The 16,565-nt window shown below is 43.6% G+C and carries 12 protein-coding genes, 3 tRNA genes, 3 rRNA genes, 1 other RNA gene, 1 pseudogene and 1 other annotated feature; of the genes and pseudogenes, 16 read left to right on the forward strand and 4 right to left on the reverse strand.

Annotated features, from left to right (window positions below):
* From pdxT to MHI20_RS13210, 4 genes and pseudogenes are all read left to right on the forward strand, one after another.
* Nucleotides 1-591, forward strand: a complete 591-nt coding sequence (pdxT, locus tag MHI20_RS13195; RefSeq protein WP_008342030.1) for a pyridoxal 5'-phosphate synthase glutaminase subunit PdxT — start codon at nucleotides 1-3, stop codon at nucleotides 589-591.
* A gap of 53 nt (nucleotides 592-644) precedes the next feature.
* Nucleotides 645-860: a binding site (T-box leader), on the forward strand.
* Nucleotides 861-908: 48 nt separating this feature from the next.
* On the forward strand, nucleotides 909-2,183 hold the full coding sequence (gene serS, locus MHI20_RS13200; RefSeq protein WP_008342028.1) for a serine--tRNA ligase: 1,275 nt from the start codon (nucleotides 909-911) through the stop codon (nucleotides 2,181-2,183).
* Nucleotides 2,184-2,779: 596 nt separating this feature from the next.
* A pseudogene (locus MHI20_RS19245) lies at nucleotides 2,780-3,112 on the forward strand (methyl-accepting chemotaxis protein); the annotation flags it as partial.
* A 132-nt stretch (nucleotides 3,113-3,244) separates the two neighbouring features.
* A tRNA-Ser gene (locus MHI20_RS13210) sits at nucleotides 3,245-3,337 on the forward strand.
* A gap of 84 nt (nucleotides 3,338-3,421) precedes the next feature.
* Here MHI20_RS13210 and MHI20_RS13215 read toward each other — a convergent pair.
* The 4 genes from MHI20_RS13215 to MHI20_RS13230 all read right to left on the reverse strand — a co-directional run bounded on the left by MHI20_RS13215 (nucleotide 3,422) and on the right by MHI20_RS13230 (nucleotide 6,682).
* On the reverse strand, nucleotides 3,422-4,081 hold the full coding sequence (locus tag MHI20_RS13215) for a deoxynucleoside kinase (RefSeq protein ID WP_024719578.1): 660 nt from the start codon (nucleotides 4,079-4,081) through the stop codon (nucleotides 3,422-3,424).
* Nucleotides 4,078-4,701, reverse strand: coding sequence for a deoxynucleoside kinase (locus MHI20_RS13220; RefSeq protein WP_017366700.1), 624 nt, complete (start codon nucleotides 4,699-4,701; stop codon nucleotides 4,078-4,080). The genes MHI20_RS13215 and MHI20_RS13220 overlap by 4 nt, the downstream gene beginning before the upstream one ends.
* 79 nt (nucleotides 4,702-4,780) lie before the next feature.
* Nucleotides 4,781-6,028 (reverse strand): glycoside hydrolase family 18 protein, encoded by a 1,248-nt coding sequence (locus tag MHI20_RS13225; RefSeq protein ID WP_151023375.1) that lies wholly within the window; start codon nucleotides 6,026-6,028, stop codon nucleotides 4,781-4,783.
* Nucleotides 6,029-6,127: 99 nt separating this feature from the next.
* Entirely contained in the window at nucleotides 6,128-6,682 is a 555-nt protein-coding gene (locus tag MHI20_RS13230; protein ID WP_144668616.1) for an isochorismatase family cysteine hydrolase, read from the reverse strand.
* A gap of 79 nt (nucleotides 6,683-6,761) precedes the next feature.
* Between MHI20_RS13230 and tadA the strand changes: the two genes are divergently transcribed.
* The 12 genes from tadA to rrf all read left to right on the forward strand — a co-directional run bounded on the left by tadA (nucleotide 6,762) and on the right by rrf (nucleotide 16,447).
* On the forward strand, nucleotides 6,762-7,238 hold the full coding sequence (gene tadA / locus MHI20_RS13235) for a tRNA adenosine(34) deaminase TadA (protein WP_008342015.1): 477 nt from the start codon (nucleotides 6,762-6,764) through the stop codon (nucleotides 7,236-7,238).
* A gap of 76 nt (nucleotides 7,239-7,314) precedes the next feature.
* An RNA gene (gene ffs, locus MHI20_RS13240) (signal recognition particle sRNA large type) lies at nucleotides 7,315-7,579 on the forward strand.
* Between the two features lie 330 nt (nucleotides 7,580-7,909).
* Nucleotides 7,910-9,622, forward strand: coding sequence for a DNA polymerase III subunit gamma/tau (dnaX, locus tag MHI20_RS13245; protein ID WP_008342013.1), 1,713 nt, complete (start codon nucleotides 7,910-7,912; stop codon nucleotides 9,620-9,622).
* A 25-nt stretch (nucleotides 9,623-9,647) separates the two neighbouring features.
* Complete coding sequence (locus MHI20_RS13250) at nucleotides 9,648-9,971, forward strand: YbaB/EbfC family nucleoid-associated protein (protein WP_008342011.1); 324 nt, start codon at nucleotides 9,648-9,650, stop codon at nucleotides 9,969-9,971.
* A 15-nt stretch (nucleotides 9,972-9,986) separates the two neighbouring features.
* Entirely contained in the window at nucleotides 9,987-10,583 is a 597-nt protein-coding gene (gene recR / locus MHI20_RS13255; protein ID WP_340938896.1) for a recombination protein RecR, read from the forward strand.
* 18 nt (nucleotides 10,584-10,601) lie between these two features.
* Nucleotides 10,602-10,826, forward strand: coding sequence for a YaaL family protein (locus MHI20_RS13260; RefSeq protein WP_008342008.1), 225 nt, complete (start codon nucleotides 10,602-10,604; stop codon nucleotides 10,824-10,826).
* A gap of 66 nt (nucleotides 10,827-10,892) precedes the next feature.
* Nucleotides 10,893-11,156, forward strand: a complete 264-nt coding sequence (locus MHI20_RS13265) for a pro-sigmaK processing inhibitor BofA family protein (RefSeq protein WP_024719581.1) — start codon at nucleotides 10,893-10,895, stop codon at nucleotides 11,154-11,156.
* A gap of 273 nt (nucleotides 11,157-11,429) precedes the next feature.
* Nucleotides 11,430-12,978: ribosomal RNA gene (locus MHI20_RS13270) — 16S ribosomal RNA — on the forward strand.
* Nucleotides 12,979-13,074: 96 nt separating this feature from the next.
* Nucleotides 13,075-13,151: transfer RNA gene (locus tag MHI20_RS13275), tRNA-Ile, on the forward strand.
* Between the two features lie 14 nt (nucleotides 13,152-13,165).
* Nucleotides 13,166-13,241 (forward strand) — tRNA-Ala (locus tag MHI20_RS13280).
* 98 nt (nucleotides 13,242-13,339) lie between these two features.
* Nucleotides 13,340-16,270 (forward strand): 23S ribosomal RNA (locus MHI20_RS13285).
* A gap of 61 nt (nucleotides 16,271-16,331) precedes the next feature.
* Nucleotides 16,332-16,447 (forward strand): 5S ribosomal RNA (rrf, locus tag MHI20_RS13290).
* Together the 16S, 23S and 5S rRNA genes with 2 tRNA genes alongside form the textbook arrangement of a ribosomal RNA operon.
* Nucleotides 16,448-16,565: the final 118 nt, after the last annotated feature.

The raw sequence follows: 16,565 nt of genomic DNA on the forward strand, positions 1-16,565 counted from the left end.
ATGCTAACAATTGGTGTACTAGGGCTTCAAGGAGCGGTGAGAGAGCATATTCAATCGATTGAAGCTTGTGGCGCAGCGGGAAAGATCATCAAGCGGGTAGAGGAGTTAGAAATTGTTGACGGTCTCATTATCCCTGGTGGTGAAAGTACGACGATGAGAAGACTCATGGATACGTACCAATTCATTGAACCGATTAAAGCGTTCGCTGCTCAAGGTAAACCGATATTTGGGACTTGTGCCGGTTTGATTATGCTGGCAAAGCATATAGAAGATCGAGAAGATGCTCATCTTGGACTGTTAAATGTATCTGTTGCACGTAATTCGTTTGGCAGACAGGTAGACAGCTTTGAAGCAGATGTAGAAGTGAAAGGACTGGATGCGCCGTTTACAGGAGTGTTCATCCGTGCGCCTCATATCATCAGCGCAGATGAGAGCGTAGAGGTCATGGCTGAGTATGACGGCAGGATTGTGATGGCGAAAGAAAACAATATCTTAGGTTGTTCTTTTCATCCAGAGCTGACAGACGACCATCGGTTAACACAGCTGTTTGTTGAGATGGTGGAGTCCTATAAAACGAAGCTTGCTGTATAAAACGGTTGAAAAGAGATAAAACTTATAGTACATTAAAATCACAATCAAAGATCGAAAAAGCGTTGACGGGAAATAGTAAGAAGCCCCTCTTTCTCAGAGAGCCGATGGTTGGTGAGAATCGGTGAAAGATGCATTCTGAATCCATCCTTGAGCGAAATGCTGAAACATGAAGTAAGCATTTACGGTGATGCCGTTACAGAGGAAAGAGGAAAGCATGCTTTTGGCGTGTTTTCAATCAGGGTGGCAACGCGAGAGCTCTCGTCCCTTTCATGGGATGAGGGCTCTTTTTATTTTTCGATAAAAAAGGAGTGTTACACATGCTGGATATTAAACAACTGCGCACGGATTTTGATCAAATCAAAGAAAAATTAGCCCATCGAGGCGAAGATTTAGCGGATTTTGATAAGTTTGGTGAGCTGGATCAAAAAAGAAGAGAATTAATCGGCAAAACGGAAGTATTAAAGAGCCGAAGAAATGAAGTATCACAGCAAGTGGCTGTTCTAAAAAGAGAAAAGAAAGACGCCGATCACATTATTCAAGAAATGCGTGAGGTAGGCGATGAGATTAAGAAGTTAGATGATGAATTAAGAACAGTAGAGGAAAGCCTGCAAACCATCCTATTCTCAATTCCAAACATTCCTCATGACTCTGTACCAGTCGGTGAAACAGAAGATGACAACATTGAAGTGAGAAAATGGGGCGAACAGCCAGCCTTCTCATTTGAACCAAAGCCGCATTGGGATGTAGCCGATGAGCTGAAAATTTTGGATTTTGAACGTGCAGGAAAAGTGACAGGAAGCCGTTTCGTTTTTTATAAAGGGCTAGGCGCACGGTTAGAGCGTGCACTTTATAACTTTATGCTGGATTTACACGTAGATGAATTTGGTTTTACTGAAGTACTACCACCTTATATGGTCAACAGAGCAAGCATGACAGGAACTGGACAGCTTCCAAAGTTTGAAGAGGATGCTTTTAAGATTCGAGAAGAAGATTATTTCCTCATTCCAACGGCTGAAGTGCCAATTACGAATATGCACCGTGACGAAATTCTTGAAGGAGAGCAGCTGCCAATCAATTATGCAGCGTTTAGTGCTTGCTTTAGATCAGAAGCTGGTTCTGCTGGCAGAGATACGCGCGGACTCATCCGTCAGCACCAATTTAACAAAGTAGAGCTTGTGAAATTTGTCAGACCAGAAGATTCTTATGAAGAATTAGAAAAACTAACAAACCAAGCAGAAAAAGTTCTTCAATTATTGAACCTGCCATACCGTGTCATGAGCATGTGTACAGGAGATTTAGGCTTTACGGCTGCGAAGAAATACGATATCGAAGTATGGATTCCAAGCCAAAATACGTATCGTGAAATTTCTTCTTGCAGTAACTTTGAAGCGTTCCAAGCGAGACGAGCAAACATTCGTTTCCGCCCTGAGCCTAAAGCAAAGCCAGAACACGTCCACACATTAAATGGATCTGGTTTAGCAGTAGGAAGAACTGTTGCAGCCATTTTAGAAAACTATCAACAAGAGGATGGAACAGTGATCATTCCTGAGGTGTTACGTCCTTATATGGGAAATAAAGAAGTGATAAAATAAGATGCCGTCATGGCATCTTATTCTTTTTACCTAAACTTCTACAGCTTTTCTAAAATAAGCCGATAAAAGAACTAAAAGCATCTAGGAAAGAAGGAATAACCTTGAATAGGCTTGACTATTATGTTGAAATGGCTCAATTACTCAGAAAAGTTCTAGATGAAAGTGTTCTTTTCGGCATCACTGATACAGAAAAGGTACTTTGCTATTATCCATCGACCACAGTAGATTTTGGCATTAAAGTAGGGGACGCTTTAAACCCAGAGGACCAAAACGTGGCGACGACATTAAGAGGACAAGAATATGATGGGCATTTGCCAGAGTCTTTATATGGTTATGAAATTGCTGTAAAAGGTTATCCGATTTTTGATGAAGATAGAAAAGTGATTGGCTCTTTTTTAGTGGCTTTTTCACATCATCGTGAGAAGAAATTAAGCGGCTATATGGAACATATCAATAAAGTAGCGAAAGAATTACAAGGTGGAATCGAGCAAATTGCTGCTCATTCTCAAGAACTGGCTGCGACAAGCTTAGAAATTAGTGAGCAGGCCGGAAGAGCAGAAGAGAAATCGGCAAACATTGAAGAAGTCGTCAAAACCATTGGCGGTATTGCGAGACAAACAAACCTGTTAGGACTCAATGCTGCAATTGAAGCGGCAAGAGCAGGTGAAAATGGAAAAGGCTTTGCTGTTGTTGCAGACGAGGTACGTAAGTTATCAGATGGATCAAAGGAAGCAGCTGAAACCATTAATGCATTTTTAAAAGAAATCCAAGACAGCATTGGCACTTTATCTGAAAATATCTCACAAATCAGCAGTTCAACAAACGAACAAGCTAAACAAGTGACAGACTTTACAAAGATTATTGAGTCATTAAATGATTTTAAAGAAGAGATGAATCTTTTTATAGAAGAAATTAGACAGGATACGTAATAGTTGAAGAGCAGCCGATAATCGGCTGCTTTTTATAGGCTAAACATCATACCAAAATCAAATGTTGAAATTTTTTTCGAAAAGATGTTGACTTAAAATAAGATGATATGATATATTAATTCTTGTCGATACGGAGGAATACCCAAGTCCGGCTGAAGGGATCGGTCTTGAAAACCGACAGGGGTGTCAAAGCCCGCGGGGGTTCGAATCCCTCTTCCTCCGCCATATTGATTTTACCTTAGTTGAATTGAAACGCATAAAAATTGGAAATTGTCAAACCGCTGCATTCGAGAAATGCAGCGGTTTTTTTTATTTTGTGTTAGAGCGATTTTTTTGAATAACAGAAGCAATTTCATGAAGAATTGGATCAAGTGAGCTTTCATCATGAAGTAAGTCATAATCTTCAATATTAATTTTAATCACAGGGCACAGATCAAATTGTTCGATCCATTCTGTATATCGAGTGTACATTTCTTCCCAATATGCTCGATCGGTTTGAGTTTCCATCTCTCTCCCGCGCTCTTCAATACGATGTAATATATGATCTAAATCCCCATGTAAGTAAATGAGGACATCTGGGTGTGGGAAGTAAGGTGTCATCACCATCGCCTCAAATAGACTCGTATACGTTTCATAGTCTACCTCTGACATGGTACCTTTGTCTGCGTGCATTTTAGCAAAAATACCAGTGTCCTCATAAATTGACCGATCTTGTACATAACCTCCACCAGACTCGAAGATTCGTTTCTGCTCCTTAAAACGTTCAGCTAGAAAATAGACCTGTAAATGAAAGCTCCATCTTTGGAAATCTGAATAAAAAGGCTCTAAGTATGGATTATCATCTACTTTTTCGAGAGAAGTTTGAAACCCTAGCTTGTCCGCTATTGTTTTCGTCATGGTCGATTTTCCGACACCAACTGTCCCTGCAATTGTAATGACAGCATCCTTTGGTATTTCAATATTTTTCATAGTACTTGCTCCTTTATGTTCTGTACAATTTGCTGGTAATCTTGCTGTGAGGAAACGAAGTCTGTATGATCGCCTTCAATTGTAATGATAGGAAGACCTGGGTCAGTTTGTTTTAAATGCTCGATGGCTAACTCATAATCTTCAATCAGGGTTTTTAAATAAGCTGGATCAATGTCTTCTTCAAAAGATCGGCCTCTCATCTTTATTCTATCAAGTAAGGTGGGAAGGCTGGCTTTTATATAGATCATGGCATTTGGTTTAGGAAGATCATCTGTCAGCAAGTGATAGATCTTTCTGTATTTATCCATGTGCTTTTTGGATAAGGTTCTTTCTGCAAATATCATATTTTTATAGACATGATAATCAGTGACAATCGGCTGCTGTTTTTTGACATAGTTCTCTTCAATTGATTCTAACTGTTTAAACCGATTGCATAGAAAGAACATCTCAAGCTGAAAGCTCCATTGTTCCATATCTTCATAAAATTTATCTAAGAATGGATTTTCTTCTACAATTTCTTTTACTAAAGGAAATTGAAATTCCTTTGAAAGCATTGTAGCCAAGGTTGTTTTTCCGGCTCCAATTGGGCCTTCCACTGCAATAAAAGGGGCAGGATACATAGGCGTTCTCCTCTATCTATAAAGTTGTCAAACCAATGTATATTGTACCATACCCCTTCTGAGAGATAGAGCGTATGAATTACGATGTCGTTCTTTTTTCAATATTAAATTGATCTGATAACAACAACCAGTTTTGTGGGAAGGATAGACCTAATTTCCAGTAAGCAATTCCATTTAGGTTTAACTCTTTAATGAGATTAAATTTGGCTTGAATGGATCTTGCATCTTCAAACCAAACCTCGTGTTCTTTGTTATTAGCATCTGTATAACGGAAATAAGGTGCTTGTGCTGTTTCGTCATATAAAATGGATACATTATTCTCTCTAGCAATGGCGATCGCTTGTTGAGGGCTGACGGCTTTGGCGATAGGGCCTCCTTGAACATAAGGGAGTGTCCAATCATATCCATATAAATTCTGCCCCATCACAATTTTATTGGCAGGTATGACAGTCAGTGCATATTCAATGACTTGGCGGACAGGGCCGATCGGAGAGACGGCTTGTGCAGGCCCGCCGCTGTAGCCCCACTCATAAGTCATTAGCACAACATGATCAACGATCTTACCGATTGCTTCATAGTCATGCGCCTCATACCATTTTCCTTTCTGTTCACTGCTTGTTTTAGGAGCGAGTGCCACAGAAATAGTCCAACCCTGTTGATGGAAACGAGTTGTTGCTTCTCTTAAAAATTGAAGGTAGGCTTCTTTATCAACTGGGCGTAAATATTCAAAGTCAAAATGGATTTCTTTTAATTGATACTTTTGAGCAACGCGGACGATTTCATTTAATAATGTCGTTTTGACAGATTGATTTGTTAAAAGGATTCGCCCGAGTTCATCACTAAATTTATCATTCTCTAGATTTGTGACTACCATGGATAAAACCGTTCTGCTTTGAGCGGCAATCTGAGGCAATTGATCTAATGGTGGCTCGCGAAGTGTTCCGTCTCTTTGCGCTTGAAAACTAAAAGCGCCGAGATGTGTTAAGTATGGAGATGCCTCTCTGGCTGCTTGCTTTAAATTTTCGCTGACTTGGTTTCCGCGTGGTTCTATATAAGCATTAGAATTAATATTTCTTTTCGGTCTTTGTGGGATATAAAGCAAGAAGCGAATAGGCAATATAGCTTCAGGTCGAATCCGATTCACACGTGCCAATTCTTCTACCGAAATTTGAAATCTTCTTCCAATTTGATAAAGTGTATCATTTTGTTTGACCTCATAAAATTGACCTCTAATAGGGATGACAATTGTTTGTCCAACGACTAGTTGATTTGGTGTTTCGATGTCGTTGGTCCGAATGATTTCATTTACCGTTGTTTTAAAACGCATGGCAATCTCATTTAACGTATCTCCTCTTTTGACAACATAAATTTGAATGGTCAACGCCCCCTTTGTTATTGCTAACAATTTATGAGGGTGATGGATAAATCATGTTTGATTTTCATCCGTGATCTCTTTAGTGGTTGTGATTTTGGCGAGAAGAACGTTCTCCATCATCGTTAAAGCGTACTCGTTGTCCCTATCATCATTTGAAGCAATACAATCTTTAGGTACAGTGAGGTTGTACTCTCGCATGTAAGCGTCATTTGCAGTGAACAGGACACAGATGTTTCCGGCAATTCCAGTTAAAATAAGTTCTTGCACACCTAATTCATTTAGGAGTGTCTCTAGTGCTGTTCCGTAAAAAGCAGAGTGCTTAGGTTTAATTAAGAAGTAATCATCTTTAGATGGTGCCATTTGCTCTAAAATAGGGGCACTTCTTTCGTTTTTACATGTTTCCATAACAGCTTTGATATCAGCCTTCCAGAGTCCATAGTGGTCGTTGATATAGATAATTGGCCAATTTTTCTTGAAAGCGTGTTGTTTAAGGGCTAAAATTTTATTGGTCATTTGCTCTGTTTTTTCAGCGAGCACATGTCCCATTTTGAAATCAAAATTATTGATCATGTCAATAATAAGCAGTGCCTTTTGTTGTTTTGGCAAATCAAGACCCCCTTTAAAAGATTGTGATAATATGTTAACCTCAATATCCTTTAAAAAAACATGAAAAGAGAGCCGTGCTATGACGAAAGATGAACAGTTTATGCAAGAAGCTATTTCTGAAGCTTTGAAAGCAAAACAAATAGGAGAAGTTCCAATCGGTGCCGTCATCGTTGTTGATGATCAAATTGTAAGCCGTGCTCACAATTTAAGGGAAAGTGAACAGCGATCAATTGCTCATGCGGAATTACTTGCTATTGATGAAGCGTGTAAAATGACTGGTAGCTGGCGTTTAGAAGATGCTGTACTTTATGTTACACTCGAACCGTGCCCAATGTGTGCAGGCGCTATTGTACTTTCAAGAGTGAAAAAGGTCGTTTTTGGTGCCTATGATCCTAAAGGTGGATGTGCTGGTACTTTAATGAATTTATTGGACGATGAGCGGTTCAATCATCAGTCTGAAGTCATTGGTGGTGTGCTTGAAAATGAGTGTGGTGAGCTGTTAAGTCAGTTCTTTCGAGACCTCCGTCAGCGTAAGAAGCAGGCGAAAAGTAAATGAATGGATGTCGTTTGCAATTTTATCACTTAGAAGGTATACTTATGTCTGCGTCACCAACAATTTAATATTCATTTTGCCGTGCTAAGCGGGGAGGTAGCGGTGCCCTGTACTCGCAATCCGCTCTAGCGAGGCCGAATCCCTTCTCAAGGTTCGTTTACTTCAAGGTCTGCCTTAAATAAGTGGTGTTGACGTCTGGGTCCTGCGCAATGGGAATTCATGAACCATGTCAGGTCCGGAAGGAAGCAGCATTAAGTGAAACCTCTCATGTGCCGCAGGGTTGCCTGGGCCGAGCTAACTGTTTAAGTAACGCTTGGGGTAGCGAATCGACAGAAGGTGCACGGTAAATCAATATTAAATGTAACTCATCTAGTTTATCTAGGTGAGTTTTTTGTTGCTATTGAAAGAATATATCAGTTGTTTTGTTTATACAAATAGTAAAAAAGCCATTTTCGGGTGAGGTATTTTTGAAGCAATTCATAAAGGGAACGAATGTTCTTGTTGATCTGACAGACATTTTCAGAAAGCAAGAAATCACGTTTTTTAATCAAGAAAAGTAAAAAGTCTTTAAAGGAAATGCTCTTTTTCGTTTATTAGAAAATAAAGGTGTACTTTTGAATTGATCGTTGCATCATGTATAATGAACATGATGATAAATGGAGGAGGGCGTATTTGTGAGTTATCAAGCTTTATACCGAGTGTTCAGACCTCAAGTTTTTGAGGATGTTGTTGGACAAGAACACATCACAAAAACGTTGCAAAATGCCCTTTTGCAGAAAAAGTTTTCTCATGCTTACTTATTTTCAGGTCCTAGAGGAACAGGTAAAACAAGTGCTGCCAAGATTTTTGCGAAAGCAGTGAACTGTGAAAAGTCACCTGTTAGTGAGCCGTGTAATGAGTGTGATGCCTGTAGAGGGATTACGACCGGTTCGATTTCAGACGTGATTGAAATAGATGCTGCCTCAAATAACGGGGTAGATGAAATTCGGGATATACGTGATAAAGTGAAATTTGCTCCTTCAGCGGTTACATATAAGGTTTATATTATAGATGAGGTACATATGCTCTCTATCGGGGCATTTAATGCACTTCTTAAAACGCTAGAGGAACCACCTGCTCATTGTATCTTTATTTTGGCTACCACAGAGCCTCATAAGATTCCTCTTACCATCATATCAAGATGTCAGAGATTTGATTTTAAACGGATCACGACAAAAGATATTGTTGGACGAATGGAGAAAATTGTAGATGCAGAAAGCCTAAATATACAAGAGGGTTCACTCGAGATTATTGCTAGTGCGGCAGATGGAGGCATGCGTGACGCACTCAGTCTCCTTGACCAAGCGATCTCATTTAGTGGTGAACAGCTCACAATTGATGATGCACTGCTCATTACAGGTGCTGTATCTCAGCATTTTATTAGTCAGCTTGCTGAAGCCATTTTTGAGCAAAATATTGCGATAGCGCTGGATACGTTAAATGAATTGCTTCAACAGGGGAAAGATGCCGCGAAATTAATAGAGGATATGATCTTCTACTTTAGAGATATGCTTCTTTACAAAACAGCACCGGATCTTGAAGGTGTCCTTGAAAAAGTCAAAGTCGACGATAAGTTTGTGGCTCTTTCTGAACGTGTGGCACCTCAGTTTCTTTATGAAACGATTGAAGTGCTGAATAAAAGCCATCAGGAAATGAAATGGACAAACCATCCTAGAATTTTCTTTGAAGTAGCTGTGGTTAAGCTCTGTCAGTCAACGGCTGGTGCTGTATCATCTCCGGCTGATTCCGACCTAACAGCGTTAACGAATAAAATAGACAGGCTGGAACAGGAGCTATCTAGGCTAAAAGCTGAGGGTGTTCCAATGACTCAGTCTCAGAGTCCTCAAGCAAAAACGGAAGCACCTCGACCTCAAACGAGTAATAAAAATGGTTATCGTGCACCTGTCGGTCGAATTCATGAGATTTTAAAAGAAGCGAAGCGGCCGGAGCTAGAAAAAATAAAAGGCAAATGGGGAGAGCTTCTTGCCCAATTAAAACAGCAAAATAAGGTATCTCACGCTGCGCTATTAACAGATAGTGAACCAGTTGCGGCGGCAACTCATGCCTTTGTTTTAAAATTCAAATTTGAAATACATTGTAAGATGGTGGCCGAAGATAAAAGTGGTGTTCGAACCAATCTTGAGCAACTGCTAGAATCTATGCTAGGAAAAAGAGTGGAATTAGTTGGCGTTCCTGATGCTCAATGGGGTAAAATAAGAGAAGAATTTTTAAGAGATCATCAGCCTGAAGAACAAGCAGATGGTCAGGCAGCTTCTGCTGAAGAAGATCCATTAATTGCAGAAGCAAAGAAGTTAGTAGGAACCGATTTAATTGAAATTAAAGATTAACAATTTGAAAGAGAGTGGTGTTCATATGCGCGGTGGAATGGGAAATATGCAAAAAATGATGAAACAAATGCAAAAAATGCAGAAGGATATGGCTAAGGCTCAAGAAGAGCTTGCAGAAAAAGTCCTTGAAGGTACGGCAGGTGGCGGCATGGTCACTGTAAAAGTAAATGGACAAAAAGAAGTCGTTGATGTGGCGATTAATGAAGAAGTTGTTGATCCTGAAGACATCGATATGCTTCAAGATCTTGTACTTGCAGCAACAAATGATGCATTGAAAAAAGTTGATGAACTAACAAATGAAACAATGGGTCAATTCACAAAAGGAATGAACATGCCAGGTTTATTCTAGGAGGAATAACTGAAGATGCAATATCCTGAACCAATATCAAAGCTGATTGATAGCTTTATGAAATTGCCAGGAATCGGACCTAAAACTGCGGTCCGTCTGGCTTTTTTTGTTCTTAGTATGCAAGAAGATGTCGTGCTGGATTTTGCGAAGGCACTTGTTAATGCAAAGCGTAATTTAACTTATTGTTCTGTTTGCGGACATATCACCGACCAGGATCCTTGCTATATTTGTGAAGATACAAGAAGAGATCAATCTGTGATCTGTGTCGTGCAGAATCCAAAAGATGTGATCGCAATGGAAAAAATGAAAGAATACAACGGCTTATATCATGTGCTTCATGGTGCTATTTCACCAATGGACGGAATTGGACCAGAGGATATTAAAATTCCTGACCTATTAAAAAGATTGCAAGACGATCAAGTCACAGAGGTCATTCTTGCAACCAACCCAAACATTGAGGGAGAAGCGACAGCCATGTATATCTCTAGATTGTTGAAACCATCAGGAATTAAACTCTCTCGCATTGCTCACGGACTCCCAGTAGGTGGAGATTTAGAGTATGCGGATGAAGTCACACTTTCTAAGGCTCTAGAAGGCAGACGTGAGATGTAGGAAGGAGAAGTACGGTACATGGGTTTTCTTCGCAGAAAATCAATTCGAAAAGAATTCGATGAGATATTAATTCAACAGCTTTTTAAGCAAAAGGAAGAATGGAACAGACAAAAAAAGCTTGTCGCAAATAGCGTTGAGCCTTCACCGGACATTCTATTCGAATTAAAGCTTGCTCAAGCGAAGTACTTTTTCTATCTGAGAGAAGCGAAAAAGAGAAATTTACGTTTAAACAACTGGAGATAGCAGGTCTATTTTCCATAATCCTCTCATATGCTTGTACTATTCATATGAAGAGGAGATGAGAGGATTATGGAACCTGTTATTGTGATTGGTTCAATTTTGTTAGCTGTTTTATTGTTGTTTATGTCGGGTGTTCAAGCGAATCCATTCAAATGGTTAGGGTTTATCGGAATAAAATTTGTCGCAGGTGCTCTTTTTTTATTTTGTCTCAATTTATTCGGCGAGAGTTTAGGGCTTCATGTTTCCATTAACCCTGTAACGAGCGGAATTAGTGGTTTGTTGGGCATTCCAGGTGTAGCAGCTTTAGTCGTAATTGAAAAGTTTATTATTTAATGCAAAATATTGTTGACTTTGATTATATATGGTGGTAAATTAATATACGTCGCTGATGACGAAGAAACGAAAAAACATAATAACAAAAAAGTTGTTGACACTAACAACTTGGATGTGATAAGATGTTCTAGTCGCTTCTGAAGCGGTAAACAAGTTCTTTGAAAACTAAACAAGACAAAACGTACCTGTTAATTCGAGTTTTTATAAAAAATCCTATGATACATCATAGGTAGTCAGTCAAACTGGCGAAAAGCAAAACTTCGGTTTTGTACTTTTTCGGAGAGTTTGATCCTGGCTCAGGACGAACGCTGGCGGCGTGCCTAATACATGCAAGTCGAGCGGACAGAAGGGAGCTTGCTCCCGGATGTTAGCGGCGGACGGGTGAGTAACACGTGGGTAACCTGCCTGTAAGACTGGGATAACTCCGGGAAACCGGAGCTAATACCGGATAGTTCCTTGAACCGCATGGTTCAAGGATGAAAGACGGTTTCGGCTGTCACTTACAGATGGACCCGCGGCGCATTAGCTAGTTGGTGAGGTAACGGCTCACCAAGGCGACGATGCGTAGCCGACCTGAGAGGGTGATCGGCCACACTGGGACTGAGACACGGCCCAGACTCCTACGGGAGGCAGCAGTAGGGAATCTTCCGCAATGGACGAAAGTCTGACGGAGCAACGCCGCGTGAGTGATGAAGGTTTTCGGATCGTAAAGCTCTGTTGTTAGGGAAGAACAAGTGCAAGAGTAACTGCTTGCACCTTGACGGTACCTAACCAGAAAGCCACGGCTAACTACGTGCCAGCAGCCGCGGTAATACGTAGGTGGCAAGCGTTGTCCGGAATTATTGGGCGTAAAGGGCTCGCAGGCGGTTTCTTAAGTCTGATGTGAAAGCCCCCGGCTCAACCGGGGAGGGTCATTGGAAACTGGGAAACTTGAGTGCAGAAGAGGAGAGTGGAATTCCACGTGTAGCGGTGAAATGCGTAGAGATGTGGAGGAACACCAGTGGCGAAGGCGACTCTCTGGTCTGTAACTGACGCTGAGGAGCGAAAGCGTGGGGAGCGAACAGGATTAGATACCCTGGTAGTCCACGCCGTAAACGATGAGTGCTAAGTGTTAGGGGGTTTCCGCCCCTTAGTGCTGCAGCTAACGCATTAAGCACTCCGCCTGGGGAGTACGGTCGCAAGACTGAAACTCAAAGGAATTGACGGGGGCCCGCACAAGCGGTGGAGCATGTGGTTTAATTCGAAGCAACGCGAAGAACCTTACCAGGTCTTGACATCCTCTGACAACCCTAGAGATAGGGCTTTCCCTTCGGGGACAGAGTGACAGGTGGTGCATGGTTGTCGTCAGCTCGTGTCGTGAGATGTTGGGTTAAGTCCCGCAACGAGCGCAACCCTTGATCTTAGTTGCCAGCATTCAGTTGGGCACTCTAAGGTGACTGCCGGTGACAAACCGGAGGAAGGTGGGGATGACGTCAAATCATCATGCCCCTTATGACCTGGGCTACACACGTGCTACAATGGACAGAACAAAGGGCTGCGAGACCGCAAGGTTTAGCCAATCCCACAAATCTGTTCTCAGTTCGGATCGCAGTCTGCAACTCGACTGCGTGAAGCTGGAATCGCTAGTAATCGCGGATCAGCATGCCGCGGTGAATACGTTCCCGGGCCTTGTACACACCGCCCGTCACACCACGAGAGTTTGCAACACCCGAAGTCGGTGAGGTAACCTTTATGGAGCCAGCCGCCGAAGGTGGGGCAGATGATTGGGGTGAAGTCGTAACAAGGTAGCCGTATCGGAAGGTGCGGCTGGATCACCTCCTTTCTAAGGATATATGGAGCAGCGTACGTTTTTCGTCTTGTTTAGTTTTGAAGGAACTTGCAAAAGATCCTACAACATCATATCTTCGATATGAAAGATGGGCCTGTAGCTCAGCTGGTTAGAGCGCACGCCTGATAAGCGTGAGGTCGGTGGTTCGAGTCCACTCAGGCCCACCATCTTCTATTAAATCGGGGCCTTAGCTCAGCTGGGAGAGCGCCTGCCTTGCACGCAGGAGGTCAGCGGTTCGATCCCGCTAGGCTCCACCAACGTGTTCTTTGAAAACTAGATAACAATAAGTAATACATTCACATTGAATGCAATGCAAAGTTCATCACACATAGTGATTCTTTCTAAAGTAAGAAATGGTTAAGTTAGAAAGGGCGCACGGTGGATGCCTTGGCACTAGGAGCCGATGAAGGACGGGACGAACACCGATATGCTTCGGGGAGCTGTAAGCAAGCTTTGATCCGGAGATTTCCGAATGGGGAAACCCACTGCTCGTAATGGAGTAGTATCCATACTTGAATACATAGAGTATGAGAAGGCATACCCGGGGAACTGAAACATCTAAGTACCCGGAGGAAGAGAAAGCAAATGCGATTCCCTGAGTAGCGGCGAGCGAAACGGGAACAGCCCAAACCAAGAGGCTTGCCTCTTGGGGTTGTAGGACACTCTATACGGAGTTACAAAGGAACGATATAAGCGAAGAGGTCTGGAAAGGCCCGCCAAAGAAGGTAACAGCCCTGTAACTGAAATGTTGTTCTCTCCAGAGTGGATCCTGAGTACGGCGGAACACGTGAAATTCCGTCGGAATCCGGGAGGACCATCTCCCAAGGCTAAATACTCCCTAGTGACCGATAGTGAACCAGTACCGTGAGGGAAAGGTGAAAAGCACCCCGGAAGGGGAGTGAAATAGATCCTGAAACCGTGTGCCTACAAGTAGTCAGAGCCCGTTAACGGGTGATGGCGTGCCTTTTGTAGAATGAACCGGCGAGTTACGATCCCGTGCAAGGTTAAGCAGAAGATGCGGAGCCGCAGCGAAAGCGAGTCTGAATAGGGCGCATGAGTACGTGGTCGTAGACCCGAAACCAGGTGATCTACCCATGTCCAGGGTGAAGTTCAGGTAACACTGAATGGAGGCCCGAACCCACGCACGTTGAAAAGTGCGGGGATGAGGTGTGGGTAGGGGTGAAATGCCAATCGAACCTGGAGATAGCTGGTTCTCTCCGAAATAGCTTTAGGGCTAGCCTCAAGGTAAGAGTCTCGGAGGTAGAGCACTGATTGGACTAGGGGCCCCTACCGGGTTACCGAATTCAGTCAAACTCCGAATGCCGATGACTTATCCTTGGGAGTCAGACTGCGAGTGATAAGATCCGTAGTCGAAAGGGAAACAGCCCAGACCGCCAGCTAAGGTCCCAAAGTATACGTTAAGTGGAAAAGGATGTGGAGTTGCTTAGACAACCAGGATGTTGGCTTAGAAGCAGCCACCATTTAAAGAGTGCGTAATAGCTCACTGGTCGAGTGACTCTGCGCCGAAAATGTACCGGGGCTAAACGTATCACCGAAGCTGCGGACTGTTCTTACGAACAGTGGTAGGAGAGCGTTCTAAGTGCAGTGAAGTCAGACCGGAAGGACTGGTGGAGCGCTTAGAAGTGAGAATGCCGGTATGAGTAGCGAAAGACGGGTGAGAATCCCGTCCACCGAATGCCTAAGGTTTCCTGAGGAAGGCTCGTCCGCTCAGGGTTAGTCGGGACCTAAGCCGAGGCCGAAAGGCGTAGGCGATGGACAACAGGTTGATATTCCTGTACCACCTCCTCACCATTTGAGCAATGGGGGGACGCAGGAGGATAGGGTAAGCGCGGTATTGGATATCCGCGTCCAAGCAGTTAGGCTGGGAAATAGGCAAATCCGTTTCCCGTGAAGGCTGAGCTGTGATGGCGAGCGAAATTTAGTAGCGAAGTTCCTGATTCCACACTGCCAAGAAAAGCCTCTAGCGAGGTGAGAGGTGCCCGTACCGCAAACCGACACAGGTAGGCGAGGAGAGAATCCTAAGGTGATCGAGAGAACTCTCGTTAAGGAACTCGGCAAAATGACCCCGTAACTTCGGGAGAAGGGGTGCTTCTTAGGGTGTTAAAGCCCCGAGAAGCCGCAGTGAATAGGCCCAGGCGACTGTTTAGCAAAAACACAGGTCTCTGCGAAGCCGTAAGGCGAAGTATAGGGGCTGACGCCTGCCCGGTGCTGGAAGGTTAAGAGGAGCGCTTAGCGTAAGCGAAGGTGCGAATTGAAGCCCCAGTAAACGGCGGCCGTAACTATAACGGTCCTAAGGTAGCGAAATTCCTTGTCGGGTAAGTTCCGACCCGCACGAAAGGCGCAACGATCTGGGCACTGTCTCAACGAGAGACTCGGTGAAATTATAGTACCTGTGAAGATGCAGGTTACCCGCGACAGGACGGAAAGACCCCGTGGAGCTTTACTGCAGCCTGATATTGAATGTTGGTACAGCTTGTACAGGATAGGTAGGAGCCTTGGAAACCGGAGCGCTAGCTTCGGTGGAGGCATCGGTGGGATACTACCCTGGCTGTATTGACCTTCTAACCCGCTGCCCTTATCGGGCAGGGAGACAGTGTCAGGTGGGCAGTTTGACTGGGGCGGTCGCCTCCTAAAATGTAACGGAGGCGCCCAAAGGTTCCCTCAGAATGGTTGGAAATCATTCGCAGAGTGTAAAGGCACAAGGGAGCTTGACTGCGAGACCTACAAGTCGAGCAGGGACGAAAGTCGGGCTTAGTGATCCGGTGGTTCCGCATGGAAGGGCCATCGCTCAACGGATAAAAGCTACCCCGGGGATAACAGGCTTATCTCCCCCAAGAGTCCACATCGACGGGGAGGTTTGGCACCTCGATGTCGGCTCATCGCATCCTGGGGCTGTAGTCGGTCCCAAGGGTTGGGCTGTTCGCCCATTAAAGCGGTACGCGAGCTGGGTTCAGAACGTCGTGAGACAGTTCGGTCCCTATCCGTCGCGGGCGCAGGAAATTTGAGAGGAGCTGTCCTTAGTACGAGAGGACCGGGATGGACGCACCGCTGGTGTACCAGTTGTTCTGCCAAGGGCATCGCTGGGTAGCTATGTGCGGACGGGATAAGTGCTGAAAGCATCTAAGCATGAAGCCCCCCTCAAGATGAGATTTCCCATTCCGCAAGGAAGTAAGATCCCTGAAAGATGATCAGGTTGATAGGTCTGAGGTGGAAGCGTGGTGACACGTGGAGCTGACAGATACTAATAGATCGAGGACTTAACCTATATTCTAATGTGAAAAATGAACATTGTTATCTAGTTTTGAGAGAACATTCTCTCCATCAGGTTTGGTGGCGATAGCGAAGAGGTCACACCCGTTCCCATACCGAACACGGAAGTTAAGCTCTTCAGCGCCGATGGTAGTTGGGGGTTTCCCCCTGTGAGAGTAGGACGCCGCCAAGCTTTTCAAAGGATCAGTTCCAGTCGGAACTGGTCTTTTTTGTATTTTAAAAAAGGAACAAACACTCGATCTGGCATGGATACATATACTAAACTATCATCTAAAACATTCTTAATTTTG

The organism is Bacillus sp. FSL K6-1106, assembly GCF_038005245.1.
Taxonomy (GTDB): Bacteria; Bacillota; Bacilli; order Bacillales; family Bacillaceae; genus Bacillus; species Bacillus altitudinis.